Origin of the sequence: Sphingobium sp. HDIP04, from assembly GCF_000445085.1 — a bacterium.
GTDB lineage: Bacteria > Pseudomonadota > Alphaproteobacteria > Sphingomonadales > Sphingomonadaceae > Sphingobium > Sphingobium indicum.
On sequence record NZ_ATDO01000116.1, the window covers coordinates 42406 to 69307 of the forward strand.

Below are 26902 nucleotides of genomic sequence, written 5' to 3' on the forward strand. Positions count from 1 at the left end.
AATGAGCCGTTTCGCAGCGAATTGGAGGATAGTGCGTCGCAGAATGAATCAATATCTAATTAAAATATCGTAGAAAATCGTATAATCGAAAACTGTGGAGTAGGCGGATATCGAAGTTGCCAAGGTTGGGGTCGAGGGTTCGAATCCCTTCGCCCGCTCCAGTTTTCCCGGAATGGACACTAAGTCTCCCTGTGGCGACGGACGCATGTTCGCCCTGAGGCGGACATCCCCCAGTTACCAGATCTGGATCGTCGGTTCGAAACTGCCGGCCTTGCTGCTGTGCCAGGCGCGCAGGGTGATCGCCGCCGGAACAAGGCTACGCCCCCTATAGGCCGGCGTCACTTCCATCTTGTCCACGCTGCCCTCGCTTATCAGCCGGACGAGAGTCCCGATCACCAGCTCCCGCGCCGCCGCCGCTTCGGGCGTGATATAGATCATATTCTCCCGGACTGTCCGCCCGCCGACCTCGGCGGGAAAGAGCAGCACCCGGACAAGCCGCCCTTGCGCCGCCAGCGCCTTCGCCGCGCCGGCGGTCTCGATGGAGGAAAAGTCCGGCTTCACCGTCTCCTCGCTGGCCCCCTTTCGGGGCGCAGCGTCAACCGGAGCGCTGGCCAGGAGCAGGAGCGCCCCGGCCAGAGTCGCCGTCAATCCATGCCCGGTCAAAGGCGGCCGCACTCAATCATGCTCCCGCCCACCGGCGCCCATGTAGAGCTCGCTGCCGGTCTGCCGGAAGATTTCGCTCATCTCGGCCATGCCCTTTTCGGCATCCTCCGCCGCGATGAAGCTGTCCGCAGGCTGGTTCTGCTTGGCGGCGAAATCGCGCACTTCCTGGGTGATCTTCATCGAGCAGAATTTGGGGCCGCACATGGAGCAGAAATGCGCGCTCTTGGCGCCCTCCGCGGGCAGCGTCTGGTCGTGATATTTCTCCGCCGTGTCGGGGTCGAGCGACAGGTTGAACTGGTCGCGCCAGCGGAATTCGAAGCGGGCGCGGCTCAGCGCATCGTCGCGGACCTTGGCGGCGGGATGGCCCTTGGCCAGGTCGGCGGCGTGGGCGGCCAGCTTGTACGTCACCACGCCGACCTTCACGTCGTCGCGGTCGGGCAGGCCCAGATGCTCCTTGGGCGTGACGTAGCAGAGCATCGCCGTGCCGTACCAGCCGATCATCGCCGCGCCGATGCCGCTGGTGATATGGTCATAGCCCGGCGCGATGTCGGTGGTGAGCGGCCCAAGCGTGTAGAAGGGCGCTTCGCCGCAGGCCTCCAACTGCTTGTCCATATTCTGCTTGATCTTGTGCATGGGCACATGGCCCGGGCCTTCGATCATCACCTGCACATCCTGTTCCCAGGCGCGCTTCGTCAGTTCGCCCAGCGTGTAGAGTTCGGCGAACTGCGCCTCGTCATTGGCATCGGCGATGGAGCCGGGGCGCAGGCCGTCGCCCAGCGAATAGGCGATGTCATAGGCCTTCATGATCTCGGTGATCTCGTCGAAATGTTCGTAGAGGAACGATTCCTTATGATGGGCGAGGCACCATTTCGCCATGATCGACCCGCCGCGACTGACGATGCCGGTGACGCGCTTCGCCGTCATCGGGATATAGGGCAGGCGCACGCCCGCATGGATGGTGAAATAGTCGACGCCCTGTTCGGCCTGCTCGATCAGCGTGTCGCGGAAGATGTCCCAGGTCAGTTCCTCGGCAATGCCGCCGACTTTCTCCAGCGCCTGATAGATGGGCACGGTGCCGATGGGCACGGGCGAGTTGCGCATGATCCATTCGCGGGTGTCGTGGATGTTGCGGCCGGTCGACAGGTCCATCACCGTGTCGGCGCCCCAGCGGATCGACCAGACCAGCTTGTCGACTTCGCTCGCCACGTCGGAGGCGACGGCCGAATTGCCGATATTGGCGTTGATCTTCACCAGGAAGTTGCGGCCGATGGCCATCGGCTCCGATTCCGGGTGGTTGATGTTGCTGGGGATGATGGCGCGGCCGCGGGCGACCTCCTCCCGGACGAATTCGGGCGTCACATAGTCGGGGATGGATGCGCCCCAGTCGTGGCCGTCCCGGACATATTCGGCCAGGCGGGCGCGGCCCAGATTCTCGCGCTCCGCGACATATTCCATCTCCGGCGTGATGATGCCGCGGCGGGCATAGTGCATCTGGCTGACATTGGCCCCCGCCTTGGCGCGCAGGGGACGCTTGACGGTGTTCGGGAAGGCCTGGACGCCGCCGCTGCGGTCCGGCCCCTTCAGACCATTATCCTCAGGCTGGATGGCGCGGGCGTCATATTCCTCGACATCGCCGCGACCGATGATCCAGTCCCGGCGCAGCGCGGGCAGGCCGGCCATGATGTCGATGCGGGCGTTGGGGTCGGTATAGGGACCGGACGTGTCGTAAACGCGGACCGGCGCTTCGCCGCTGCCGGGTTCCAGGTCGATTTCCCGCATGGCGACCTTGAGCGGGCCGACATGGATCTTGCGCGAACCACGGATGGGGCCGGTGGTGACGCGCATCTCTGTTCGTGCTGGTATGTCTGCCATTTGGGTTCCTTTCAGGCGATGACGGTGGCGCGGCCCGTGAGGCCGGCGAGGAAGAGGAGGATGCCGAGGACGATGCTGACCATCGCCCAGGCGCGGGTGAAGTTGAGCGACCAGCGGCCGATCTTGATGAGGGGGCCGGGAACGGCGAGCAGCAGCGCGCCTTCGACCAGCGCGGCATAGCCGATGGCAGAGACGATGATCGACAGCGGATCGCGCCAGATGCTGTGGATCAGCACCAGCGCCGCGCCGACCGCGAAGACCGGAAAGCCCAGCGCCATCACCAGGCCCGGCGAGCGTTCCAGATCGTCCATCATCTGCCGCCAGCGCCGGGGCGCGGTGAGGCCGCCCATGCCGACGACGATCATGTAGAGGCCGATGGCTTCGGCCAGGCGCAGGGTCAGAACGGAAATCGTGTCCATGTCGTGCCGTCCTCCTTTCGCGCTCTGGGGCGGAGGACGGGCGCGGGCTGCCGGATGCGGATGGCCCTTCCCTCCCTACGCCGGTCTTATCCGGATCAGGTTCAGCGGGTCGCGGCCACGTCAGCCGCCTCTCAACCGTCTGTGGACGGTCCCCCGGGGATGTCCCGCATGTAGCCGATGCCGGGCGCGAGCGAAAGCCCCGTTGTGGCGCTGGACAGCAGACGGGCTTTTCCGCTTTAACGGCCCGCGATGAAGCATCCCGATCTGTCGACGAAGGAAGGGCGCAAGGCGCACCGGCATGAGATGCGCATGGTGGCGGTCAGGCCACGCCGTTGGGGATTATGGCTGCTGACGGCGGGGTTCCTGCTGGTGCTGGCGCCCTCCGCGTTGAACCTGCACAGCCTGTTCGGGCTTTGGCCGCCGATGCTGGGGGCGCTGTGCGTGATCCTGGGCGTGCCGCTGCTGGTGGCGAGCGTTGTGCTGAAGCGGCGCTATCTGCGGCAGAGGATGGCTGGGCAGGCGATGGTGGGGCGGATCAAGGGGTGAGATTTTGGCCGTTTTCCGCCGAAGTTCACACCATATGCGCGCGCGCGTGCCCGCGCGCGCGTGAGCATGGGCGCCATGCGTCCGGACGTTTCAAAGAGAGATGCTGCCTATGCCGGCCGGAGCGGAATAGGACAGGCCAAATCCGCCTGCGTTGGAAAAATAGGACGTTTTTTCAGGGGACTGTCGCCTTTGGGTTACGCATGATCCGGGTCTGCGATGAGGGGAGGAGAAGGCGGTTCCGGTCGGGGCGGGAAGAAGGTCGGCCGTCCGCCCATCGCCCCGTTCAGATCATCCGCCGCAGCACGCCATCCTTCAGGATGAAATGATGCCGCATCGCCGCCAGCCCGTGCAGGACCAGCAGCGCCGCCCAGGCGAAACCCAATATCTCATGCGCTTCGCCTGAAATTCCGACGATCGCGTCGCCCTTCGAAACGGCGAATTTCGGCACATCGAACAGGAAGAACCAGCTCAAGGGCCGGTCCCCGGCGGAGGTCATGATCCATCCGGTCAGCGGCAGGACGAGCATGAAGGCGTAGAAGGCGAAATGCGTGGCATGGGCCGCGCCCCTTTCCCAGGCCGGCATTCCGGCGGGCAGCGCCGGCGCCCTGCGGGTGAAGCGCCACAATATGCGCGCGACCGCCAATGCCAGGACGGTGAGCCCGATCGATTTATGGACGGGCATCACCTTCCAATCCCGGGGCAAGGCATCGTGCGCGAAGCCCAGGAACAGGTTGAAGAGGATGAGGATCGCCATGATCCAGTGCAGCGCGCGAGCGACCTTACCGTAGCGATCCATCCCTTACTCCTGCCTGATCGTTACCCCTGACGATTGGCGACCAGATTATCCACCACCGACGGGTCGGCAAGTGTACTAATGTCCCCCAGCGCCTGTGCCGACACCTCGCCCTCCGCGATCTTGCGCAGGATGCGGCGCATGATCTTGCCGGAGCGCGTCTTGGGCAGGCCCGGCGCGAACTGGATGACGTCGGGCGTCGCGATCGGCCCGATTTCGCCGCGCACCCATTTGACCAGCGCCTGGCGCAGTTCGTCGCTCGCTTCCTCGCCGCTGTTCAGCGTCACATAGGCGTAGATGCCCTGCCCCTTGATGTCGTGCGGGAAGCCCACCACCGCCGCCTCCGCCACCGCCTCATGCAGCACCAGCGCGCTTTCGACCTCCGCCGTGCCCATGCGGTGGCCCGACACGTTGATGACGTCGTCGACGCGGCCGGTGATCCAATAATAGCCGTCCTCGTCCCGCCGCGCCCCGTCGCCGGTGGTGTATTTGCCGGGAAAGGTGGTGAAATAGGTCTGGAAGAAGCGCTCATGATCGCCCCAGACGGTGCGCATCTGCCCCGGCCAGCTTTGCGCGATGACCAGATTGCCCTCCGCCGCGCCGTCCAGCACCTTGCCCTCCGCATCCACGATCTGCGGCACGACGCCGGGCATGGGCAGGGTGGCGGAGCCGGGCTTGAGGTCGGTCGCCCCCGGCATCGGCGCGATCATCGCCGCGCCCGTCTCCGTCTGCCACCAGGTGTCGATGATCGGGCAGCGATCCTCGCCCACGACATGATGATACCAGCGCCACGCCTCCGGATTGATCGGTTCGCCCACCGTGCCCAGCAGGCGCAGCGAGGCGCGGCTGGTCCGGGTCACGAAATCGTCCCCTTCCTTCATCAGCGCGCGCAGCGCCGTGGGCGCGGTGAAGATGGTCTGCACCTGGTGCCGTTCCACCACTTCCCAGATGCGGCTGGGCGTCGGATGGTTGGGCACGCCCTCATATATCAGCGTCGTCGCGCCGTTCGCCAGCGGGCCGTAGACGATATAGCTGTGCCCCGTGACCCAGCCTATGTCCGCCGCGCACCAGTAGATGTCGCCCGGCCGATAGTCGAAGCACAGTTCATGCGTCAGGCTGGCCCAGAGCAGATAGCCGCCGGTCGTGTGCAGCACGCCCTTGGGCTTGCCCGTCGAGCCAGACGTGTAGAGGATGAACAAAGGGTCTTCCGCGTTCATCGGCTCGGCCGGGCAGTCGGCGGATACCCTGGCCGCTTCTTCATGCAGCCACAGGTCGCGGCCTTCCTCCATGGCGATGGCGCCGCCGGTCGCCTGGACGACGACGACCTTGCGGACGCTGGTGCACAGCTTGAGCGCCGCGTCGACATTGGCCTTGAGCGGCACCTTCCTGCCGGCGCGGCAGCCCTCGTCGGCGGTGATGACCAGCGTCGAATCGCAATCGGCGATGCGCCCGGCCAGCGCCTCGGGCGAGAAACCGCCGAACACGACGCTGTGGATCGCGCCGATGCGGGCGCAGGCGAGCAGGGCGAAGGCGGCCTCCGGTATCATCGGCATATAGACGGTAATGCGGTCGCCCTTCTTCGCGCCCGCGGCCTTCAGCACATTGGCGAAGCGGCAGACCTGCTCATGCACCTCCGCATAGGTGAAGCGGCGCGGCTGCGCGTCCGGCGAATCCGGTTCCCAGATGATCGCGGTCTGGTCGCCCCTGGTGGCCAAATGCCGGTCGATGCAGTTGGCGCTGACGTTCAGCACGCCGTCGGCAAACCATTTCACACCGAAATCGGCCTCGTCGAAGCTGCTCTCATTGGTCTTCGCGGGAAAGTTCACCCAGTCGAGCCGCCCCGCCTGCTCCAGCCAATAGGCGTGGGCATCCTCGACCGACCGCGCATAATCCGCCGCGCGCCGATCCCGGTCGAACAGCGCGGAGGCCGCCCATTCGGCAGGAACCGGGAAAAAATCGTCAGACATGGCGCGCATCCTTTCCTTTGCGAAACCCTCGCTTGCGCAACTCCCTAGAACATCGCGCGGAAAAGTGGGAATTGGTTTTCCGCTTGAAACGACGCGACGCCAAAAAGGCGGAGCGCCACTTCCTGCCCCTTCGACATGCTCAGGACAGGCTTGATCCGGGGTTCCGCTGCCTTTTGGGCGCTGGGTTACAAGAAAAGCGGGACCCCGGGTCAAGCCCGGGGTGACGAATAGGGGCCGGGGTGATGAATAGGGGCCGGGCTGCGAATAGGGGCCGGGTTGCGAATAGGGAAACGTCCGCCGATGCCCAGATCGCTCAGTCCGCCCCGTCTGGAATTTGTCCACGCACCCCAGCCAGGGCGCGATCGCAGGAGGATGGGATCTCGCTTCCCGCGCCGCGGTTTCGGCCGTGGCCGGCCGGGTTTTGAGCGGCATCCGCCATTTGCCGCTTTTCGCAAGGGCCTGCCCGGCCTAACAGGAGGGGAATATGTGGCAACTTTTCCAATTTCCGCTCTGCCCCTTTTCCCGCAAGGTCCGCCTGCTGCTCGGCGAGAAGGGCGTGGGTTACGACCTTGTGCGCGAATCGCCCTGGGAGGGGCGTGACGAGTTCCTCGACCTCAATCCGGCCGGCACGACGCCGGTGATGGTCGATCAGGAAAAGGGCGTCACCCTGATCGACAGCCAGGCGATCTGCGAATATTTCGAGGAGACGGTGGAGAAATTCCCGCTGATCTCCGGCACGGCGGCCGGCCGGGCGGAGGTGCGGCGGCTGACCGCCTTTTTCGACCAGAATTTCTACGGCGATGTCGTCGGCCCGCTGCTGCACGAGCGGATGAAGAAGCGCCTGATCGAGCGCGCGCCGCCCGATGCCCGCGTGCTGCGCGAGGCGATGAAGCGGGCCAACGTCCATATGGACTATATGGACTATCTGCTCGACCATCGCGCCTGGATGGCGGGGGGAACGCTGAGCCTGGCCGACATCGCGGCGGCGGCCCATCTTTCCGTGGCCGATTATCTGGGCGGCATCGACTGGGCCGGGCATGAGACGGTGAAGCGCTGGTATGCCGGCTTCAAGTCGCGTCCGTCCTTCCGGCCCCTGCTGTCGGAGCGGATGGAGGTGATCACCCCGCCGCCCCATTATGAAAAGCCGGATTTTTGAGGCAGGCATTCCCCTCCCGCCCGCGGGAGGGGGAGAGGGCGGTCAGTCCAGTTCGGCGGCCAGGTAGACCCGGTTGCGGCCATGCTCCTTGGCCAGGTAGAGCGCCCGGTCCGCCGCTTTGAGCGCGGCGCGGGGGTCTTCATAGGCCAGCACATTGGCAACCCCGGCGGAAAAGCTGACCCTTTCCATCCGCTCGCCATTGGAACGGTTGACCAGGCTGCGGGTGGACAGATCCTGCCGCACGCCGTCCACCGCCTCGCAGGCTTCGGCCGCCGTCTTGCCGCGGAACAGCATGACGAATTCCTCGCCGCCATGGCGCGCCACATGGCATTGGTCGTTGCTCGCCTTCGACAACAGTCCCGCCACGAATTTCAGCACCCGGTCGCCGGTGTCGTGGCCATGGGTGTCGTTGATCAGCTTGAAATGGTCGATGTCGCAAAAGGCGACGGCCAGCGGCTGCCCCTCCTTCTGCGCCTGGGCCAGTTCCTCGCGCAGCGTGCCTTCGAAGGCGCGGCGATTGGGCAGGCCGGTCAGATGGTCGTGCTCGGCGGCGCGGCGCGCGCTTTCCAGATTGGATTTCAGGAGCTGCGTCTGCTTCTGATTGTCGCGAAGCTGTGTTTCGACCTGCCGGGTCTTTTCCACCATGGACCGGGTCAGCGCCACCAGGCGCGCCAGCACCGGCTGGCTGTCCGATCCGGCGGCCAGGCCCTTCACCTCTTCCTGCAACGCCGCGCCATAATCCTTGGCGGAATTGCGCGATTCGGTCATCAGGCCGGTGAATTGCGACAGATTTTCCTCGACCTTGTCGAGCATGGAGGCAAGCGCTTCGGGCGTGACTTCGTCGTTGCGCTGTTCGGCGGCGACATTTTCGACCCAGCCGTTGGTGATCTTGCCGCGTTCGGTCAGCACCGCCTTCACGGCCTTTTCCACGCCGATATGCGATCCGGTCAGATAATCATGGGCCACGCCGAAATTGAGCGGCGTCAGGTCCAGGTCATGGGCGAACAGGAAGTCGCCTATATCCTCGTACAGCTTGCGGCGCCGGATGATTTCCCGGCTGGAAGCGCTGCCGTGCCGGGCGCGCTGCGGCTGCTCCGGCAGGTCCATGGCTTCGTCGTCGGCCTTGCCGGACAGGCCGCGGGCCCAGCGGGCCAGGCGGTCGGTCAGACCATGTTGCGCGTTTGCGGAAGATGATGCCCCAGTCATGTCCGCTAGAACGACCGGGAATAAACAAGGTTAAGGACGCCCCAAGCGAAAAGCGCCAAGACCTTGATCGACCATGATTATATGTCCGCGCCGATCAGCCAGTCGCGGAAAATCCGCACCGCCCGGGTTTGCAGCGCGCGCGGGCGGCAGACGAAGAAATAGCGATAGGGACTTTCGACCCGATGTTCGGGAAACAGCCGGACCAGCCGCGAATCCTGCGCTTCATTATAATGGCTGGCGTGCATGACGGCGATGCCCAGGCCCTGGGCCGCCGCCTCCAGCATCAACTGGCCGGAATCATAATTGTCGATCGCCAGCGGTTGCAGGTCGGGCAGGTGCACCGTGTCCTTCCACGCATCGAAGGCGAGCGCCATGTCGCGATGCAGCAGCACCGTGTGGTTGGCCAGCTCCTGCGGGGCGGTCAGCGCGTTCGGCGCCTCCAGCAATGCCTTGCGCCCGATCAGATAGACCTCGTCATGGTCCAGTTCATGGGCGTAGAGCGCGGGATCGATGTCCTTCGCCAGCACGATCGCCGCGTCCAGCCCTTCGCCCAGGCGGGCCACGGCATAGGGGGTGGTCTCTATGTCGATGTGAAGCTGCGGATGCCGCTGGCGCAGCGCGCCCAGGTGCGGAAACAGCCGCTGCGTCGCGAACAGCGGCATGACCGCCAGCCTGAGGCGCAACTGGTTGCCGCCGCTCTGGATATTCTCCAGCGCCTGGCTCAGCGAATCGAGCGCCGGGGCGATGTCGTCCAGCAGCCGCTGCCCGTCCGCGTTGATCTCCAGCGCCTGATGCTTGCGGTCGAACAGCGGGCGGCCGATGAACCGCTCCAGCGCCTGCACCCGCCGGCTGAGCGCGGGCGTCGAGAGCGCGAGTTCCTCCGCCGCCGCCTTGACCGATCCAAGGCGGGCGACCTGAACGAAGGCCTCCAGGGCCGTAAGGGGCGGCAATCTACGCATAAACCGTCATGTTCATCCGGCCGGTCCGCTGCGACGCGTCATTGCTTCTTTTCGAACGGCGCGCAAACCGGCTCCAAGCATCCTTCTTCCACTGAGCAGCAAAACAGGGTGGTTGGCAAGATGCAAAAATTGCAACTCCTCTATTCTTTTCGCACTTGCGAAAATACATCCCGCAGTGCACATAGAAAAGGCCTTTCAGGCATCCTCTCCTAGAAACTTTCAGGGCTGGCCTTCGGACCAGCCCTTTTTTTATTCGTCCCGGGGTTGTCCATGGCCCCTTTCCGTCCGCCGCGACGTTCCCTATCTCGTTACGCAGCGAACGGAACGGGGAAGGCGAAGTGGCCGAAGAAGACACCGCAGGACGCAGGATACAGGTGGCCAACGCCCGGCCGGAGGATGCGGGGCGCGGCCTCGCCCGGCTGCCGCTGGCGGTAATGGCGGAACTCCACCTTGCCGAAGGGGATGTGGTGGAGATCGCGGGCAAGCGGTCCACCCCCGCGCGCGTGGTCCGGCCCTACAAGGAGGATGAGGGGCTGGACGTCCTTCGCCTCGACGGGCTTCAGCGGGCCAATGCGGGCGTCGGATCGGGCGACTTCGTGGTCATCCGGAAGGTCGATCCCCGCCCCGCCCAGCGCGTCGTCTTCGCGCCTGCACAAAACAATCTGCGGTTGCAGGGCAATCCGGAGGCATTGAAGCGGGTTTTCTTCCAGCGGCCGCTGGCGTCCGGCGATGTCGTCGCCACCGCCGGGCAGCAGCAGGTGCCCCCCGGCGACATGCCGCCCCAATTGCGCCAGATGCTCGCCGCGCCCGCCTATGCCCTGCAGGAAATCCGGCTGGTGGTGGTGTCGACCGTGCCGAAGGGCGTCGTCCATATCGACGCGGAGACCGAGGTCGAACTGCGCGCCGAATATGAGGAGCCCCGCGAATCCCGCCGGGCCGACGTCACCTATGACGATGTCGGCGGCATGGCCGAGGCCATCGACCAGTTGCGCGAGATGGTGGAACTGCCGCTGCGCTATCCCGAACTGTTCGAACGGCTGGGCGTCGATCCGCCCAAGGGCGTGTTGCTCCACGGCCCGCCCGGCACCGGCAAGACCCGTCTCGCCCGCGCCGTCGCCAATGAATCGGAAGCCGAATTCTTCCTGATCAACGGGCCGGAGATCATGGGTTCGGCCTATGGCGAATCGGAAAAGCAGCTTCGCGAGATTTTCGAGGCGGCGGCCAAGGCGGCCCCGTCGATCCTGTTCATCGACGAGATCGATTCCATCGCGCCCAAGCGCGGCAATGTGACCGGCGAGACGGAAAAGCGGCTGGTCGCGCAATTGCTGACGCTGATGGACGGGCTGGAGCCGCGCACCAATCTGGTCGTCATCGCCGCCACCAACCGGCCGGAAGCGATAGACGAGGCGCTGCGCCGTCCCGGCCGCTTCGACCGGGAGATCATCGTCGGCGTGCCCGACGAGCGCGGGCGGCGGGAGATATTGGGCATCCACACCCGCGGCATGCCGCTGGCCGACGGCGTCGACCTGGGCGAACTGGCGCGCATGACCTACGGCTTTGTCGGTGCGGACCTGGCTGCGTTGACCCGCGAGGCCGCGATCGAAACCGTGCGCCGCTTCATGCCCCGGCTCAACCTGGAGGAGGGAACGATCCCGCCCGACGTGCTGGAGGAACTGTCCGTAGCGCGCGACGACTTCATGGCCGCGATCAAGCGCGTCCAGCCCTCCGCCATGCGCGAGGTGATGGTGCAGGCGCCGAACATCGGCTGGGCCGATATCGGCGGTCTGGACGAAGCGCAGATGCGGTTGAAGGAAGGGGTGGAACTGCCGCTGAAAGACCCCGACGCCTTCCGCCGCATCGGCATCCGTCCGGCCAAGGGCTTCCTGCTCTACGGTCCGCCCGGCACCGGCAAGACGCTGCTGGCGAAGGCCGTGGCGCGGGAAGCGCAGGCCAATTTCATCGCCACCAAATCGTCCGACCTGCTCAGCAAATGGTATGGGGAGAGCGAACAGCAGATCGCCCGCCTCTTCGCCCGCGCCAGGCAGGTCGCTCCGACCGTCATCTTCATCGATGAACTGGACAGCCTCGTCCCGGCGCGGGGCGGGGGCCTGGGCGAACCGCAGGTGACGGAGCGGGTGGTGAACACCATATTGGCCGAGATGGACGGGCTGGAGGAATTGCAGTCCGTGGTCGTCATCGGCGCGACCAACCGGCCGACGCTGATCGATCCGGCGCTGTTGCGGCCGGGGCGGTTCGACGAGCTGATCTATGTCCCGGTTCCGGATCGGACGGGGCGCAGGCGGATATTGTCCATCCATACGGGCAAGATGCCGCTGGCCGACGATGTCGATCTGGACCTGCTGGCCGAGCGGACAGAGCGCTTCACCGGCGCCGACCTGGAGGATCTGGTCCGCCGCGCCGGCCTGGTCGCGCTGCGCCAGTCGCTGTCTGTCGACAAGGTCAGCCAGGCGCATTTCGAAGCCGCGCTGGAGGACACCCGCGCCTCCGTCACGCCGGAGATGGAGCGCGAATATGAGCAGATACAGGCGACGCTGAAGCAGAGCGTGATGCAGATCGATCCCATCGGCTTCGTGTCGCCGGGCATGCTGCGGGGGCGCGCCAGGGATTGACCCTGCGGTTCCCCCCGCACCACATGTTCCTGCGAAGGCAGGAACATGTGGCGCTTAACTCCTATCGATTTCAGCCCTCCCCCGCGAAGGCGCTTGCATGCCTGTGCGATTTTTGCGAGTCGACGGGCAAGGCAGACAGGCGAGAATGAATGGCCTCCATTCCTTTGAAGAAGAAAAATCGGGTTCTTCCCGGCAAGCGATCCTCCACCTTCCTGGGTCAATGGAGCATGTTCTTCCGGCAGTTCATCAAGCATCCGGGCATGATCGGATCGGTCATCCCGTCATCGCGGAAGCTGGTCGACAGCATGCTGGAGGGGGTGGATTGGCAGCGGACCCGGCTGTTCGTGGAATATGGGCCGGGCGTCGGCACCTTCACGCGGCCCATATTGGACAGGCTGCACCCTGACGCGACGCTGCTCGCCATCGACCTCAATCTCGATTTCGTCGCCTATCTGGAGGCGGAGATCGCCGATCCCCGGCTGCGCATCGTCCACGGCTCCGCCGCCGACGTCCGCCGCTTCATCAAGGAAGCGGGCTATGCCCAGGCGGACTATGTCCTGTCCGGCATTCCCTTCTCCACCCTGCCCGACGGCGTGGGGCAGGCGATCTGCGCGGAAACCCGGTCGGTCCTGAAGGATGGCGGGGCTTTCCTGGTCTATCAATATTCCGGCTATATGCGCCGCCTGCTCTCCCCCCTGTTCGAGGAGATTCGGGAACGGGTGGAATGGCGCAACATCCCGCCCTGCCGGATGTTCGTCGCGATGAAGCGGGAAATCCTGGCCCAGGCAGCCTGATGCTTTCGGCCTGATGCTTTTGCTTCCCCATTGAATTAACTATATTTTTGCGAATTTTTCGCGGCGTCGGCGCGCCTATACCCTGTTTGGGGTATGCGCTGGCCCGGACGGGTCGCTAGGCGAGCGGAATAGGCAGTTCCTTCTGCCTGCTGGCAGCCGGGCCATATTGCGACCCATGGCCCGGTTGTCGGCTTCAGGCTTCATCGACCTGCCGCAGCCGCAACGACGGTTTCGCTTTGCCACGCTTCATGATAAGCCCAGGCGCGAAACACGGCGAGATAGTTGATGAACGACCTGACCCAGACCCCTGAAATGCTGATCGCGACCCTGGGCGCGCGCGCCCGCGCCGCGGCGGCGCAGCTTTCCACCGCCAGCGACGCGCAGAAGATCGACGCGCTGCGCCGCGCCGCGCAGGCGCTGAGGGACCAAGCGCCGCAGATCATCGCCGCCAACGCCCGCGACATGGAAAATGCCGCCGCCAACGGCCTGTCGCCCGCGATGCTCGACCGGCTGAAGCTGGACGAGGACCGCGTCCTCGCGACGGCGGCTGGCGTGGATCAGGTGGCCACGCTGGTCAATCCGCTGGGCAGCGTGATCGACAGGCTGGTCCGCCCCAACGGCATGGAGCTTTCCCGCGTCCGCGTGCCGCTGGGCGTGATCGGCATCATCTATGAAAGCCGCCCCAATGTGACCGCCGACGCGGCCGCGCTCTGCCTGCGCGCCGGAAACGCCGTGATCCTGCGCGGCGGCAGCGAGGCGAAGGAAAGCAACCGCGCCATCCACGCCGCGATGGTGGAGGGCATCGTCGCCGCGGGCCTGCCCGCCGACGCGGTGCAACTGGTCCCCACCACGGACCGCGCCGCCGTGGGCGCGTTACTGAAGGCCGCCGAGTTCATCGACCTGATCGTCCCCCGTGGCGGCAAGAGCCTGGTCGCCCGCGTGCAGGAAGAGGCGCGGGTGCCCGTGCTCGCCCATCTGGACGGCATCAACCACAGCTATGTCGACGGCGCGGCCGACCCCGATATGGCGGTCAAGCTGGTGGTGAACGCCAAGATGCGCCGCACCGGCATTTGCGGCGCGACCGAGACGGTGCTGATCGACAAGGCCTACCGCCAAGCATCGGCCATCGTGAAGGCGCTGCTCGACGCGAAATGCGAAGTGCGCGGCGACGAAGCCGTGCAGGCGCTGGACAGCCGCGTGGTCGCGGCTTCGGACGAGGATTGGGATACGGAATATCTCGACGCCATCGTGTCGGTGCGGATGGTGGACGGGCTGGACGAAGCGCTCGCCCATATCGCCGCCCATGCCAGCCATCATACCGACGCCATCATCACCGAGGATGCGGAAAAGGCCGAGCGCTTCCTGAACGCGGTCGACAGCGCCATCGTCATGTGGAACGCCTCCACCCAGTTCGCGGACGGCGGCGAGTTCGGACTGGGCGCGGAGATCGGCATCTCGACCGGACGCCTGCATGCGCGGGGACCGGTGGCGCTGGAAGGCCTCACCACCTACAAATGGCTGGTGCGCGGAACGGGCCAAGCGCGGCCTTAGCCTTGACCGCCTAACCTCACCTCCGTTCGCCCTGAGCCTGTCGAAGGGCAAGGCTGAGCGAAGTCGAAGCCTTCGCTGCGCTCAGCCAGAGGCTTCGACAAGCTCAGCCCGAACGGGGAGGGGATTGGCTCGCTTACCCCTTCACCACTTCATCGATCGCCTTCAGCTTTTCCAGCAGCGGCCCGACCCACTCGATGGGCAGCATCACCGGCCCATCGGATGGCGCGTTGTCCGGGTCGTCATGCGCCTCGGCAAAGATCGCCGCTACTCCTGCTGCCACCGCGCTTCGCGCCAGCACCGGCGCGAATTCGCGCTGCCCGCCCGAAGCCGATCCCAGCCCGCCCGGCTGCTGCACCGAATGGGTGGCGTCGAACACCACCGGATAGCCGGTCTGCGCCATCACCGGCAGCGCGCGCATGTCGCTGACGAGCGTGTTGTAGCCGAAGCTTGCCCCGCGCTCGGTCAGCAGGATGCGCTCGTTTCCGGTGGATGCGACCTTCTGCGCCACCGCCGCCATGTCCCAGGGGGCCAGGAACTGCCCCTTCTTCACATTGACCACCGCCCCGGTCCGCCCTGCCGCCAGCAGCAGATCGGTCTGGCGACACAGAAAAGCCGGGATTTGCAGGATGTCCACGGCCTCTGCCGCCGCCCCGACCTGCCCGGCCTCATGCACGTCGGTCAGCACCGGGCAGCCGAAGGCCGCCTTCACCTCCGCCAATATCGCCAGCCCGGCATCGATCCCTACGCCCCGCCGCCCCGACACGGACGTCCGGTTCGCCTTGTCGAAGGAGGATTTGAAGATGAACGGCACCCCGGCTCGTCCCGCCGCGCCGGACAGCCGCTCCGCCATCATCATCGCATGGTCGCGGCTCTCGATCTGGCAGGGGCCGGAGATCAGGACGAAGGGCAGGTCGTTGCCGACCGTGAGCGACCCGATGGAAACATGCTTGGCTGTCATCATGCCGCTCACTTCGGCGCTTTCACGAAGCGGCGCAAGAGCTGCCCTCGCCACAGCCCCCTGCCGGGGTGATAATTCCAGCAGAACCAGCCGAAACACAGGCAGGCCAGCAGCGAAGGCAGGGCCATGGGATCGCCATTGTCGCGCATGTGCCGGTAAAAGGCGAAGTCCGCCCGCCACCGATCCCGCTCGCTGCCGCCGCCATTGATGCCATAGGCATTGTCATGGCGCCGACAGCCGATGTTTCGGTTGTATTTGCGGTGGTCTATGAAATAGCAGTAATCGCGTTCGGGTGTCGTCATGGCCCGATGTGGAACAGGGGCCATGGAAAAGTTCAAGCGCAAACTCTTCTATCTCGGCGGATTCGACCCGCGCGGGGTGCGTTTCTACCATCAGATGTATCGCGAGCAGGCGGAAAGCTACACGCGCCTGTCGGGCGAAGCGGTGGAGGTGAGCGCCCGCCGCTCCGGCCCGGCCTCGTCCGCCCGCTGGACCGTCGCCAACCACAGCGCGGGGGTGGAGACCGACTATGAGTTCCTCCGCTGGGAGGATCTGGTCGGCAAGGTGTGGATTCGCAATCCGCTGCTGCTGGCATGGCGCTCCATCGCCACCTACAGCGCCCATGCCCGCCACATGCAGTTCCTGCGGATGCGGAAACTGCGTCCGGGGCCGGTCATCACCATCCTCTATCCGCCGCTGCTGGGGGTGCTGATCCCGCTGCTTCTGGCGCTGATCCCGGCGCTGTTGCTGTCGCTGCTGATGCCCTTCTGGGCCGCCACTTTGATCGGCATCGGCATCAGCGCGCTTTTCTCCGGCCGCCTGCTCGACAAGCTGATCGTGCCCTGGCTGCTGCGCTTCATGGTCTACAACCACGGCGTCGCCGCCGACGGCCCCGGCGCGGAGATGGACGCCCGCCTCGACCAGTTCGCCGCCCGCATCGCGGAGGAAATGGACGGCCCCTGGGACGAGGTCATCTTCGCATCCCACAGCAACGGCACCATCTATGCGATGAGCGTGCTGCGCCGCCTGTTCGAACTGCGCGGGGACAGGCCGCTGCCCGCCAATTTCACCGTCCTGACGCTGGGCCAGGTGGTGCCCGTCATCGCGCTGCGCAAGGATGCCCGCTGGTATCATGCCGACCTGAAGGCGCTGGACGACAAGCCCTTCCGCCTGGTCGACTTTTCCGCCCCGCCCGACGGCGCGGCCTATCATGGCGTGCATCCGATCCGGCTCGTCTCGGACCGATGCGCGGCCCGCGTGGACATGCTTTCGCCGCGCTTCCACCTCTTCTACGATCCGGAAAATTACCATGGCGGTTGGTCGAACAAATATGAGGCGCATTTCGACTATCTGCGGGTGGGCGACCGCCTCTCGCCGGTGGACTATGTCAGCCTGACCGCAGGCCGCCGCACCATAGACGAAGCCATAGCGCAGTTCAGGACCATCCCGTGACGCAGCCCTTCACTCCGCCCTATCCCGAACCGCCCCGCACCCGCCGCGGCCTAGTCAAGCGCTTCTTCCGAGGCTGGCATAGCTGGATCCATGTCCTGTTCGAGAAGAGCTACACGATGAAGCTGGGCGAAATCCGCATGCCCGGCCAGACCATGTATATCGCCAACGAACTGCCGCTGGTGGACCAGATATTGCGCGGCGGCACGGCCTATCCCAAGCATCGCGAGCTGGTGCGCAACCTGTCTCCCCTGATCGGCAATTCGGTCTTTTCCGCCAATGGGGAGGATTGGGAAAGCCAGCGCGCCATGGTGAATCCCGCCTTCGCCCACACCGCGCTCAACCGATCCATGCCGCTGATGGCGGCGGCGGCCGACGACCTGCTGGCCCGGCTCGACGCGGCGGACCGCTCGAAGCCGGTCGACATCGACCCGATGATGACCCATGTGGCGGCCGACATCATCTTCCGCACGCTGTTTTCGGAGGCGCTGGACGAGCGCCGCTCCAACATCATCCACACCGCCTTCGGGAAATTCCAGCGGCTCGCCCACAGCGCCTCCATGCTGCGCCTCTACGGCTTTCCGGCGCGCTGGTTCGAGAAGCGGTCGCTGGGACCGGCCAAGGCGATCCACGACGTCTTCCGCCCCATCGTCGAGGCGCGCCACGAAGGCTTCCACCAGCGCGGGGAGGCTCCACACGAGGACATACTCCAGTCGCTGATCGAGGCGAAGCATCCCGAAACCGGCGATCCCTTCACCTTGCAACAGGTGATGGACCAGGTCTCGACCATCTTCCTCGCCGGGCATGAGACGTCGGCGAGCACCATGACCTGGGCGCTCTACATGCTGGCGGAATGCAGCCATATCCAGAATGCCGCCCGCGCCGAAGTGACGGAAATCGCCGGGAATGCGCCGTTCGCCGCGACGATGCTCAAGGATATGGGCGCGATCCGCAACATCTTCCGCGAAACGCTGCGCCTCTACCCGCCGGTCGCCTTCTTCCCCCGCGAAGTCACCTGCCCGATGCCGATGCGCGACAAGCAGTTGGAGGAGGGTGCGATGCTGGTCGTCGCCCCCTGGCTCACCCAGCGCAACGAGGATAATTGGGCCTGCCCGCACAGCTTCGACCCTGCCCGCTTCGACGACCCCGCCAATGCGGAAATGGTGCGCCAGGCCTGGTTTCCCTTCGGCCGTGGCCCCAGGGTCTGCATCGGCGCCGGTTTCGCCCAGCAGGAGGTGATGACCGTGATCGCCGCCGTGCTGCGCCGCTATCGCCTGTCGGTGCCCGAAGGGTTCAAGCCCGAACCGATCAGCCGCCTGACCATCAGGCCGAGGACGGGAATGAAGCTGATGTTCGACGCCGTCCCGCCCTCCGTGGATCGTCGCACCGCTTGAACCGCCCTCCCGCACGGGGCGCCTGACGTCCTCGAGCGGACCTAGACCATCTCGCCCGTCAGCAGGCGCGGCAGGGCGCCGGATTGACCGCGGGCTTCGGCCATGAATCGATTCTTGAGCAGGGAGGTGCGCTGCACCGCCGCCAGCCCGGCGCGGCGGACGAGCGAGGGGATGCGGCCCGGCACGTCGAACAGCCGCACCAGCCCATCCATGGCCACGCTGGTCATCATCGCGTCCAGCCCGCGCCAGCGCTGATAGCGTGCCAGCAATTGCGCGTCGCCCGGATCGAGGCCGAGCCGCATGCCCTCCACCAGCACCTCCACCAGCGCGGCGACATCGCGGAAGCCCAGATTGAGCCCTTGCCCGGCAATCGGGTGGATCGCATGGGCGCTGTCCCCCACCAGCGCGAGCCGCGTGCCGGTGATCCGCGCCGCATGGTGGAAGCCCAGCGGATAGCTGGAGCGCGGCCCCGCCAGCGCGATTTCGCCCAGGAAGCCGCCCATGCGCTTCTGCGCCTCCGCCAGCCAGGCGCGCTCGGACAGTTTCAGCATCGCCGGAGCCTGATCCGTCGGCACGGTCCAGACGATGGCGGAGCGGGTGCCCGGCAGCATCGGCAGCAGCGCAAAGGGGCCGCCGGGGTAGAATATCTCATAGGCCGTGTTGGCGTGCGGCACTTCATGGTCGATGGCCGTCACCATCGCGACATGCCTGTAGTTCCAGCGCGTGGTGCGAATGCCCTCCGCCTCGCGGGTTGGGCTGTTGCGGCCCTCCGCCGCAACCAGCAGCGCGCCGTGGATCGTCTCTCCGCCGGCCAGGGTCAGCGTCACGCCATCGGCATTGCGGTCGACATGCAGCGCCCGGTCGGGCTGGAAGCGGGTGAGGTTCTCCGCCTTTTCCGCCGTCTGCGCCAGGGCGACGCGCAGGTCGCGATTGGGGAACATGATCCCCATCACCCCGTCGTCCGCGTCCGGCGCGAAGTCGAGCGCGCCCGGTTCCAGCCCGTCGCTGACCCAGATGCGGTCGATGGGGCAACCCTTGCCTTCGAGGCGATCGGCCACGCCTATCGCCGACAGCATGGCGTAGCTGGTCGAACTGATGGCCGACACCCGCCCGTCGAACCCGGCGGCGGTGATCTCCACCGGGTTGGCCGGATCGATCACGGCGCAGCGCACGCCATGGCCGGAAAGCGCGATGCCCAGGGTCAGGCCGACAAGGCCACCGCCCAATATGACGACGTCGAAGCGTTGCATGGCGGCGGTTCTAGGCGGTTGCGAGGGGATTGGGAAGGGTATCCCATCCCCGTTCGCCCTGAGCTTGTCGAAGGGTTTTACTTTCTCCCCAGCACAACGCTTGAAAGGAAAAGCAAAGGGCTTCGACAGGCTCAGCCCGAACGGGGCGACGTGGTTTCGTCGTTTACAGCTTCCGCACCCAGTTCGCCGGGTCGGCCACCGTGCCGCGCTGGATGCCAGTGAGGTCGGCGCGCAACGCTTCGGTCACGATGCCGCCGTCGCCATTGCCGATGGTGAAGTCGCCATTGATGCTCTTCACCGTGCCGATGGCGGTGACGACCGCCGCCGTGCCGCAGGCGAAGGCCTCGCGCAGCTTGCCGCTGGCGGCGTCGGCGCGCCACTGGGCGAAGCTGTAGGGTTCCTCCCGCACCTCATGCCCCTTGGCGCGGGCAAGCGAAATGATGCTGTTGCGGGTGATGCCCGGCAGGATCGTGCCGGAGAGCGGCGGGGTGACGATCGACCCGTCGTCCATCACGAAAAAGACGTTCATGCCGCCCAGTTCCTCGACCCACTTGTTCTCCGCCGCGTCGAGGAAGACGACCTGGTCGCAGCCATGGCTGATCGCCTCCTTCTGCGCCACCAGCGAGGCGGCATAGTTGCCGCCGCATTTGGCCGCGCCCGTGCCGCCGCGCGCGGCGCGGGTGAAATGTTCCGACACCCAGAGCGTGACCGCCTTCTTCCCGCCCTTGAAATAAGCGCCGGCGGGCGAGGCGATGACGCAGAAAATATATTCGTTCGCCGGACGCACGCCCAGGAAGGTCTCGCTGGCGAACATGAAGGGGCGCAGGTAGAGGCTGCCCTCCCCGCCCGGAATCCAGTCGGCGTCGGTCTTCACCAGCAATTCGACCGCCTCCAGGAACAGCTCTTCGGGCAGGACCGGCATGGCCATGCGTTCCGCCGATTCGGCGAAGCGGTGGGCATTTTCCTCCGGCCGGAACATGGCGATGCTGCCGTCCTCCAGCCGATAGGCCTTCATCCCTTCGAAGATTTCCTGCGCATAGTGCAGCACCGCACAGGCCGGATCGAGCTGGAAGGGTTCGCGGGGACCGATGGCGTGGCTGTGCCACCCCTGCCCCTCCGTATAGCGAATCGTCACCATATGGTCGGTGAAGAGCTTTCCGAAACCGGGGTCCGCCAGCAGCACGGCGCGCTGGTCAGCCGGTACGGCCTTGCCGCTGCGGGTGACGGTGAAGCGCGATGTCTGCTGGACGTCCATGACGAAAAACTCCTTTGGGTTGGACGGGGCCGCCTATGTCACAGTTGGCGGTACGAAACAATCGGTCAATATTACTGACCCATGTGCATGGCCATAGCCGATCCCGTCAGGGTGGCATCTTGGCGCTGGACCCCGGCGCGGCTATCCCAGCCCAATGCACTTTTTTTCCGACAATGCGACGCCGGTCTGCCCGGAGGCGATGGACGCCATCGCGGCGGCCGACCGGGCCGACCACGGCTATGACGGCGATGGCTGGAGCGCCCGGCTGAACGGCGCCTTTTCCGACCTGTTCGGGACGGAGGCTGTGGCGCTGTGGATCGCTACGGGCACGGCAGCGAACAGCATCGCGCTGGCCTGCCTCTGCCCGCCCTATGGCGGCGTGATCTGCCATGAGGAGGCGCATATCGTCGTCGACGAATGCGGCGCGCCCGGCTTCTACACCCATGGCGCGAGCCTGATGGCGCTGCCCGGCGCGGGCGCGAAACTGTCGCCCGACGCCGTGACCGAGCGGCTGAAGGCGATCCGCCCCGACGTGCATCAGGTGCCCGCAAAAGCGATCAGCATCACCCAGGCGACCGAATATGGGCTGGCCTATAGGCCCGACGAGGTCGCGGCGCTGGGCGATCTGGCGCGGGAGCATGGGCTGGGTTTCCACATGGACGGGGCGCGCTTCGCCAATGCGGTGGCGCATCTGGGCTGCCATCCGGGCGACGTGACCTGGCGGGCGGGGGTCGACATCCTCTCCTTCGGCTGCGTCAAGAATGGCGGGATGATCGGGGAGGCCCTGGTCTTTTTCGGGGACCGGGCGCAGGCGCGGGCGGCGGAGGCGGCGCGCTGGCGCAAGCGGGCCGGGCATCTGTTCTCCAAGGGCCGCTATCTGGCGGCGCAGTTGCTGGCGATGGTGGAGGACGACCTCTGGCTGCGCAATGCGCAGGCGGCCAACGCAGCGGCGCAGGCGCTCGCGGAGGGAGCGGCGGGACGGTTGCTGCATCCGGTCGAGGCCAATGAACTGTTCCTGCGCCTCAGCGAAGCGGAAAGGGCGCGGTTGCGGGTGCAGGGCTTCGATTTCTACGACTGGGGCGCGGATGCGGCGCGGATCGTCACCAACTGGGCGCAGGACGCCGCCAGCGTGCGGCCGCTGGCCGACGCGCTGAGGGCGTTGCAGGAATGAACGGGGGCAAGGGCATCGTCCTGCCCTTCATCCTCGTCACGCTGATCTGGAGTTCGACCTGGATCGTCATCCGCGACCAGTTGGGCAGCGTGCCGGCAAGCTGGTCGGTCTGCTACCGATTCCTGCTGGCCGGGGTGGCGATGGCGATCTTCGCCCGGCTGCGCGGCGTACCGCTCAATATCGGCGGCAGGGGGCTGGTCTTTGCCGGGCTGCTGGGGGTGGCGCAGTTCGTGATGAATTTCAACTTCGTCTATCGCGCCGAGCATTTTCTGACGTCCGGCGTGGTGGCGGTGATCTATGCAATGCTGCTGATCCCCAACAGCATCCTCGCTTTCCTCTTCTTCCGCCAGCCGGTGAGCCGGGCCTTCGTCGCGGGATCGGTGGTGGCGGTCGCGGGGATCGCGCTGATGCTGGCGCATGAGGCGGCGAGCGTGCGGTCGGACGGGGTGCTGCTGGGCGCGGCCTTGGCGGTCGCCGGGCTGATGAGCGCTTCGGTCGCCAATGTGATGCAGGGGATGGAGATCGCCCGGCGGCTGCCGATGGTGGCGGTGCTGGCCTGGGCGATGCTGATCGGCGCGGCGGTGGATGCGCTGTTCGCCTGGATCACGGCCGGGCCGCCGGTGGTGGAGGCGCGGTGGAGCTATCTGGCGGGGATCGCCTGGCTGGGGCTGGCGGGTTCCGTCGTGACCTTCCCGCTTTATTTCCGGCTGATCCAGAGGATGGGCGCGGGGCGGGCCGCCTATACCAGCGTGCTGATCCCGGTGATCGCGATGCTGATCTCCACGCTGGCGGAGGGTTATCGCTGGACGGCGCTGGCGGGTGCCGGCGCGCTGCTGGCGGTTGCGGGAATGGTGGTGGCTTTGCGGAGCAAGCGGGTTTAGCGGCGGACGCCCTGCTGATAGAGGCGCTTGGCCGCGTTCACCCGGTCGATCAGGCTGGCGAGCGGGACCGGCGCGGATGCGGGGCGTTCGGGCGGGGTCAGGCCGTTGATGCGCTGGCCGAGGGCGGTGAAGGCATGATCGAAGCGGTCCATCTCTTTAAGTCCCCGAAAGCTGACGGGACAGCCATCGGGCACGGATGGTTAAGAAGGCGTTAGCGATATTCGGGCTTTGCGGCAGGCCGAGTCAGAGGCAGGCGCGCAGTCCTTCGCGATAGGTCGGATAGCGGGGGGACCAGCCGAGCAGGCGCTTTGCCCGCCCGTTCGCGACCCGCCGGTTTTCGGCATAGAAGGACTGCGCCATGGGCGACAGCGCCGCTTCCTCCAGCGTCAAGAGCGGCGGGAGGGGCATGCCGAGCATGGCGCAGGCGGCTTCGACCAGCCGGTTCTGCGCGCAGGGCAGATCGTCCGAGAGATTGTAGATGCCCGGCGGTCCGTTGTGCAGAGAGGCGGCGATGCCTGCGACGATGTCGTCGACATGGGCGCGGCTGAAGACCTGATCGGGCAGGTCGATGCGATGCGCCCGCCCCTGCCGGACGCGGTCCAGCACCGAGCGTCCGGGGCCGTAGATGCCGGGCAGGCGGAAGCGCCGCATGTCGGGGCGCAGATCGCCCCAATCGGCATCGGCCTGCGCCCTGACGGCGCGGCGGCCCTGGCGGAGAGGGGTGGCTTCGTCCACCCATGCGCCCGCCGCATCGCCATAGACGCCGGTGGAGGAGAGATAGCCGGTCCAGATCGCGGGCGCGGCGGCTATGGCGCTGCCGTAGCGGGCGAGGACGGGGTCGGCATCGCCTTCGGGCGGGACGGAGGAGAGGATGTGGCTGGCCTGCGCGATGGCGGCGCGGACGGCGCTTTCGTCATCGAAGGCGAGCGTTTCGGCATCGGCGGCGCGGCGGATGCCGGTGACGTGCCAGCCCTCCGCGCGCAGGCGGGCGGCCAGGCGGGAAGCGGTGTAGCCCTGCCCCAGAATGAGCATATGGGGCATGAAACGCTATTCCCTCAGACCGTGAAGCTCTCGCCGCAGCCGCAACTGCCCTTGGCATTGGGGTTGTTGAAGACGAAACCGGCGGCGAAGTCGTCCTCCACCCAGTCCATGGTCGATCCGACCAGATAGAGGACCGACGCGCCGTCGATATAGAAGGTGCCGCCGGGAGTTTCGATCTTCTCGTCGAACTTGGCTTCTTCGTTCACATAATCGACCGAATAGGCAAGGCCCGAACAGCCGCGGCGGGGCGTCGACAGCTTCACGCCGATGGCGCCTTCGGGAGCCTGCGCCATCAGGTCGGCAATGCGCCGTTCAGCGGCTGGCGTCAGGATGACGGCGGCGGGTCGGGTGCGGATCTTGGTCGTCGTTTCGGTCATTTCCGTTCCTTCTTCCCTGCGGGAGGGGAGAGCGTTACAACATCCCCAGTTCGAGCTTCGCTTCGTCCGACATTTTCTGTGGATCCCATGGCGGATCCCAGACCAGGTTCACCTGCGCATCCCCCACGCCCGGCACCGCGCCGACGCGCAGTTCGACTTCGCCCGGCATGGACTCGGCGACCGGGCAGTGCGGCGTGGTCAGCGTCATGGTGACGACGGCATGGCCGTCCTCCGTCACGTCGACGCCGTAGACGAGGCCCAGATCATAGATGTTGACCGGAATTTCCGGGTCGTAGATTTCCTTGAGCGCATCGATGATCGCGTCGTAGAGGCTGCCGCCCGGTTCGCCGACCGGCGTTTCCGCGGGTTTTTGCGCAAGGAAGCCGTCGAGATAGTCGCGCTGACGAGGCTCTTCCTCGACACGCACCTTCGGGGGCGTTTCTACCACCTCGACCTCTTCTACTAATATCTTCCGCTCTTCGCTCATCCGAAGATCTTCCTCACTCGTTCAATCCCTTTGACCAGCGCGTCCACGTCGCCCTCGTCGCTGTAGATGCCGAAGCTGGCCCGCGCGGTCGCCTCGACGCCCAGATGGCGCATCAGCGGCTGCGCGCAATGATGCCCCGCCCTTATGGCAACGCCCGTTTCGTCCAATATGGTGCCGACATCGTGCGGATGAACCCCCTCCACCTCGAAAGAGAGGATGCCCGCCGAATCCTCAGGCCCGAAGACGCGGACGCTGTTGAGGCTTTCCAGCGCTGCCCGCGCTTTGCCGACCAGCGCGCATTCATGGGCGTGGATCGCGTCCAGCCCGATGGCCTGCACATAGTCGATCGCCGCCGACAGGCCGACGACGCCGGTGATGTGCGGGGTTCCCGCCTCGAACCGGGTGGGCGGGGGCGCGTAGGTGGTTTTTTCGAACGTCACCTTGTCGATCATCGATCCGCCGCCCTGGTAAGGGGGCATGGCGTCCAGCAATTCCTTCCGCCCCCAGAGCGCGCCGATGCCGGTCGGGCCATAGAGCTTGTGCGCGGAAAAGACGTAGAAGTCGCAGTCCAGCGCCTGCACGTCGACGGCAAGGCGCGGCACGGCCTGGCAACCGTCGATCAATATCTTCGCGCCGACGCTGTGGGCGATGTCGGCGGCGCGGCGGACGTCAAGCACGCTGCCCAGAACGTTCGACACATGGGCCAGCGCCACCATCCTGTGCGCGGGGGTGATCATCGCCTGCATGGCGTCGAGATCGATCCTGCCGTCCGGGGTGAGCGGCACGACGTCGATGGCGGCGCCCACCTTCTCCGCCGCGATCTGCCAGGGGACGATGTTGCTGTGATGCTCCAGCATGGAGAGCAGGATGCGGTCGCCGGTCTTGAGCTGCGTGCCCGCCCAGCATTGCGCGACGAGGTTGATGCCCTCCGTCGCGCCGCGGACATAGACGATCTCGCTGTCGGAAGCCGCGCCGATGAACTGCGCGACCTTGCGCCGGGCGGCTTCATAGGCGAGCGTCATGTTGGCGGAGCGTTCATAGACGCCGCGATGGACCGTCGCATAGTCCGGGCCATAGGCGCGGGCGATGGCGTCGATCACGGCGTTGGGCTTCTGCGCGGTGGCGGCGCTGTCCAGATAGTGCCAGTCGCCCCCTTCTCCATTCAAAAGGCCGGGGAAATCGCTCCTGACCTTCACCCCACCGTTCGCCCTGAGCTTGTCGAAGGGCTCGCCTGAGCTTGTCGAAGGCGCCTCGCTGCGCTCAGCGGAGGGCTTCGACAGGCTCAGCCCGAACGGAGGTTTGACCGACTCCGTCATACCAGCGTCTCCAGCTTGGCGAGCGCGGCGGCTTCGAGGCTGTCCTTCACCGCTTCGTCGGCTACATCGTCGAACACGCCAGCGACAAAGGCCTTCAGCAGCAGCGTCTTGGCCGTGGCCGGGTCCATGCCGCGGCTGGCCATGTAGAAGAGGGACTGCTGGTCCAATTCCCCGACCGTCGCGCCATGGGCGCATTTCACGTCGTCGGCGTAGATTTCCAGTTCCGGCTTGGCATTGGCCGTGGCGGTGCGGTCCAGCAGCATCGCCTTCACCGACTGGAAGGCGTCGGTGCGCTGCGCGGCGCGGGCGACGTTGATGCTGCCCAGATAGCTGCCGGTGGCATGCTGGCCCAGTATGGAGCGGATCGTCTGGCCGCTGGTCGCGTCCGGCTGTGCATGGGTGACGGCGGTGACGATTTCCAGCACCTGGTCGCCGCCGCCGATGATCGCGCCGTTCAGTTCGAAATGCGATCCCTTGCCCAGCGTGACGGCGAAGGTCACGCGGCCCAGCTTGCCGCCGATATTGAGGACGTGAAAGTCGCAGCGCGCCCCGTCCGCGATGGTGATCGCATAATCATGCACCGCCGCCGCGCCGTCCGCCGCGTCCTGCAACAGATGGTGGCGCGCATTTTCCCCGGCGGCGACGTCGATGCGCGTCGGCGCGGGGGTGGGCCAGATGGCGGCCAGCGCGTCGAGGTCGCTGTAGCGCCATTCTTCGGCCCTGCGCGTGGGAAGGGTGAGAGCGTTCATTTCCCGCCTCCGTTCGCT

At 66.1% G+C, this 26902-nt stretch carries 26 protein-coding genes and 1 riboswitch; of the genes, 9 read left to right on the top strand and 17 right to left on the bottom strand.

Features of this window, described 5'->3' with window-relative positions:
- Positions 1–234 precede the first annotated feature (234 nt).
- Genes L286_RS41705 through L286_RS41715 form a run of 3 tightly spaced genes read right to left on the bottom strand, consistent with a single transcriptional unit; the run spans position 235 to position 2954 of the window.
- On the bottom strand, positions 235–675 hold the full coding sequence (locus L286_RS41705; protein WP_020817575.1) for a hypothetical protein: 441 nt from the start codon (positions 673–675) through the stop codon (positions 235–237).
- The gene (thiC, locus tag L286_RS41710) at positions 676–2535 is read right to left on the bottom strand and encodes a phosphomethylpyrimidine synthase ThiC (protein WP_025161211.1); all 1860 of its coding nucleotides are present in this window, start codon (positions 2533–2535) and stop codon (positions 676–678) included.
- Between the two features lie 11 nt (positions 2536–2546).
- Positions 2547–2954, bottom strand: a complete 408-nt coding sequence (locus L286_RS41715) for a DUF2065 family protein (RefSeq protein WP_020817573.1) — start codon at positions 2952–2954, stop codon at positions 2547–2549.
- A gap of 55 nt (positions 2955–3009) precedes the next feature.
- Positions 3010–3120: riboswitch (TPP riboswitch) on the bottom strand.
- Between the two features lie 83 nt (positions 3121–3203).
- On the opposite strand from L286_RS41715, the gene L286_RS41720 reads away from it, so the two are divergent.
- Complete coding sequence (locus L286_RS41720) at positions 3204–3500, top strand: hypothetical protein (RefSeq protein WP_020817572.1); 297 nt, start codon at positions 3204–3206, stop codon at positions 3498–3500.
- A gap of 283 nt (positions 3501–3783) precedes the next feature.
- Here the strand turns inward: L286_RS41720 and L286_RS41725 are convergent, their stop codons facing one another.
- Both L286_RS41725 and acs read right to left on the bottom strand, forming a co-directional pair.
- Positions 3784–4296, bottom strand: a complete 513-nt coding sequence (locus tag L286_RS41725; RefSeq protein ID WP_007684382.1) for a cytochrome b — start codon at positions 4294–4296, stop codon at positions 3784–3786.
- A gap of 20 nt (positions 4297–4316) precedes the next feature.
- On the bottom strand, positions 4317–6260 hold the full coding sequence (gene acs / locus L286_RS41730) for an acetate--CoA ligase (protein WP_031285983.1): 1944 nt from the start codon (positions 6258–6260) through the stop codon (positions 4317–4319).
- 484 nt (positions 6261–6744) lie between these two features.
- Between acs and L286_RS41735 the strand changes: the two genes are divergently transcribed.
- Complete coding sequence (locus tag L286_RS41735) at positions 6745–7416, top strand: glutathione S-transferase family protein (protein ID WP_007684379.1); 672 nt, start codon at positions 6745–6747, stop codon at positions 7414–7416.
- Between the two features lie 42 nt (positions 7417–7458).
- Here L286_RS41735 and L286_RS41740 read toward each other — a convergent pair whose 3' ends face one another.
- Positions 7459–8622 carry a GGDEF domain-containing protein gene (locus L286_RS41740; protein WP_013041434.1) on the bottom strand — a complete coding sequence of 388 codons (1164 nt, stop codon included), beginning with the start codon at positions 8620–8622 and terminating at the stop codon, positions 7459–7461.
- 77 nt (positions 8623–8699) lie between these two features.
- On the bottom strand, positions 8700–9581 hold the full coding sequence (locus L286_RS41745; protein WP_013041435.1) for a LysR substrate-binding domain-containing protein: 882 nt from the start codon (positions 9579–9581) through the stop codon (positions 8700–8702).
- Positions 9582–9919: 338 nt separating this feature from the next.
- On the opposite strand from L286_RS41745, the gene L286_RS41750 reads away from it, so the two are divergent.
- The 3 genes from L286_RS41750 to L286_RS41760 all read left to right on the top strand — a co-directional run bounded on the left by L286_RS41750 (position 9920) and on the right by L286_RS41760 (position 14556).
- Complete coding sequence (locus L286_RS41750; protein WP_021223885.1) at positions 9920–12211, top strand: CDC48 family AAA ATPase; 2292 nt, start codon at positions 9920–9922, stop codon at positions 12209–12211.
- 149 nt (positions 12212–12360) lie between these two features.
- The gene (locus L286_RS41755) at positions 12361–13005 is read left to right on the top strand and encodes a class I SAM-dependent methyltransferase (protein ID WP_021223886.1); all 645 of its coding nucleotides are present in this window, start codon (positions 12361–12363) and stop codon (positions 13003–13005) included.
- 285 nt (positions 13006–13290) lie between these two features.
- Positions 13291–14556: a glutamate-5-semialdehyde dehydrogenase gene (locus L286_RS41760; RefSeq protein WP_020817567.1), complete on the top strand. Its 1266-nt coding sequence runs from the start codon at positions 13291–13293 to the stop codon at positions 14554–14556.
- 133 nt (positions 14557–14689) lie between these two features.
- Here the strand turns inward: L286_RS41760 and kdsA are convergent, their stop codons facing one another.
- Both kdsA and L286_RS41770 read right to left on the bottom strand, forming a co-directional pair.
- Positions 14690–15517, bottom strand: coding sequence for a 3-deoxy-8-phosphooctulonate synthase (kdsA, locus tag L286_RS41765; protein WP_021223887.1), 828 nt, complete (start codon positions 15515–15517; stop codon positions 14690–14692).
- A 5-nt stretch (positions 15518–15522) separates the two neighbouring features.
- Positions 15523–15816: a hypothetical protein gene (locus L286_RS41770; protein WP_020817565.1), complete on the bottom strand. Its 294-nt coding sequence runs from the start codon at positions 15814–15816 to the stop codon at positions 15523–15525.
- A 22-nt stretch (positions 15817–15838) separates the two neighbouring features.
- Between L286_RS41770 and L286_RS41775 the strand changes: the two genes are divergently transcribed.
- Together L286_RS41775 and L286_RS41780 are read left to right on the top strand one after the other, a co-directional pair.
- Positions 15839–16966 carry a hypothetical protein gene (locus L286_RS41775; protein ID WP_020817564.1) on the top strand — a complete coding sequence of 376 codons (1128 nt, stop codon included), beginning with the start codon at positions 15839–15841 and terminating at the stop codon, positions 16964–16966.
- Positions 16963–18357: a cytochrome P450 gene (locus tag L286_RS41780; RefSeq protein WP_020817563.1), complete on the top strand. Its 1395-nt coding sequence runs from the start codon at positions 16963–16965 to the stop codon at positions 18355–18357. Before L286_RS41775 ends, L286_RS41780 begins: the two co-directional genes overlap by 4 nt.
- 41 nt (positions 18358–18398) lie before the next feature.
- On the opposite strand, the gene L286_RS41785 is transcribed toward L286_RS41780, so the two are convergent.
- Both L286_RS41785 and L286_RS41790 read right to left on the bottom strand, forming a co-directional pair.
- Positions 18399–19607, bottom strand: coding sequence for an FAD-dependent monooxygenase (locus L286_RS41785; RefSeq protein WP_020817562.1), 1209 nt, complete (start codon positions 19605–19607; stop codon positions 18399–18401).
- Positions 19608–19770: 163 nt separating this feature from the next.
- A complete protein-coding gene (locus L286_RS41790) occupies positions 19771–20862 on the bottom strand; it encodes a branched-chain amino acid aminotransferase (RefSeq protein ID WP_020817561.1) in 1092 nt (363 codons plus the stop codon).
- Between the two features lie 154 nt (positions 20863–21016).
- Between L286_RS41790 and L286_RS41795 the strand changes: the two genes are divergently transcribed.
- Together L286_RS41795 and L286_RS41800 are read left to right on the top strand one after the other, a co-directional pair.
- The gene (locus L286_RS41795; protein WP_020817560.1) at positions 21017–22033 is read left to right on the top strand and encodes a threonine aldolase family protein; all 1017 of its coding nucleotides are present in this window, start codon (positions 21017–21019) and stop codon (positions 22031–22033) included.
- Entirely contained in the window at positions 22030–22914 is an 885-nt protein-coding gene (locus tag L286_RS41800) for a DMT family transporter (RefSeq protein ID WP_020817559.1), read from the top strand. Before L286_RS41795 ends, L286_RS41800 begins: the two co-directional genes overlap by 4 nt.
- Here the strand turns inward: L286_RS41800 and L286_RS49045 are convergent.
- From L286_RS49045 to L286_RS41825, 6 genes are all read right to left on the bottom strand, one after another.
- The gene (locus L286_RS49045) at positions 22911–23066 is read right to left on the bottom strand and encodes a hypothetical protein (protein WP_020817558.1); all 156 of its coding nucleotides are present in this window, start codon (positions 23064–23066) and stop codon (positions 22911–22913) included. The two genes, L286_RS41800 and L286_RS49045, sit on opposite strands and share 4 nt — an antisense overlap.
- A gap of 91 nt (positions 23067–23157) precedes the next feature.
- Positions 23158–23955, bottom strand: coding sequence for an epimerase (locus L286_RS41805; protein WP_020817557.1), 798 nt, complete (start codon positions 23953–23955; stop codon positions 23158–23160).
- Positions 23956–23969: 14 nt separating this feature from the next.
- Positions 23970–24332, bottom strand: a complete 363-nt coding sequence (locus L286_RS41810; RefSeq protein ID WP_020817556.1) for a HesB/IscA family protein — start codon at positions 24330–24332, stop codon at positions 23970–23972.
- Positions 24333–24366: 34 nt separating this feature from the next.
- Entirely contained in the window at positions 24367–24819 is a 453-nt protein-coding gene (locus L286_RS41815) for an SUF system Fe-S cluster assembly protein (protein ID WP_020817555.1), read from the bottom strand.
- A complete protein-coding gene (locus L286_RS41820) occupies positions 24816–26135 on the bottom strand; it encodes an aminotransferase class V-fold PLP-dependent enzyme (protein WP_020817554.1) in 1320 nt (439 codons plus the stop codon). Before L286_RS41820 ends, L286_RS41815 begins: the two co-directional genes overlap by 4 nt.
- Positions 26132–26884 (bottom strand): SufD family Fe-S cluster assembly protein, encoded by a 753-nt coding sequence (locus L286_RS41825; RefSeq protein WP_020817553.1) that lies wholly within the window; start codon positions 26882–26884, stop codon positions 26132–26134. Before L286_RS41825 ends, L286_RS41820 begins: the two co-directional genes overlap by 4 nt.
- Positions 26885–26902: the final 18 nt, after the last annotated feature.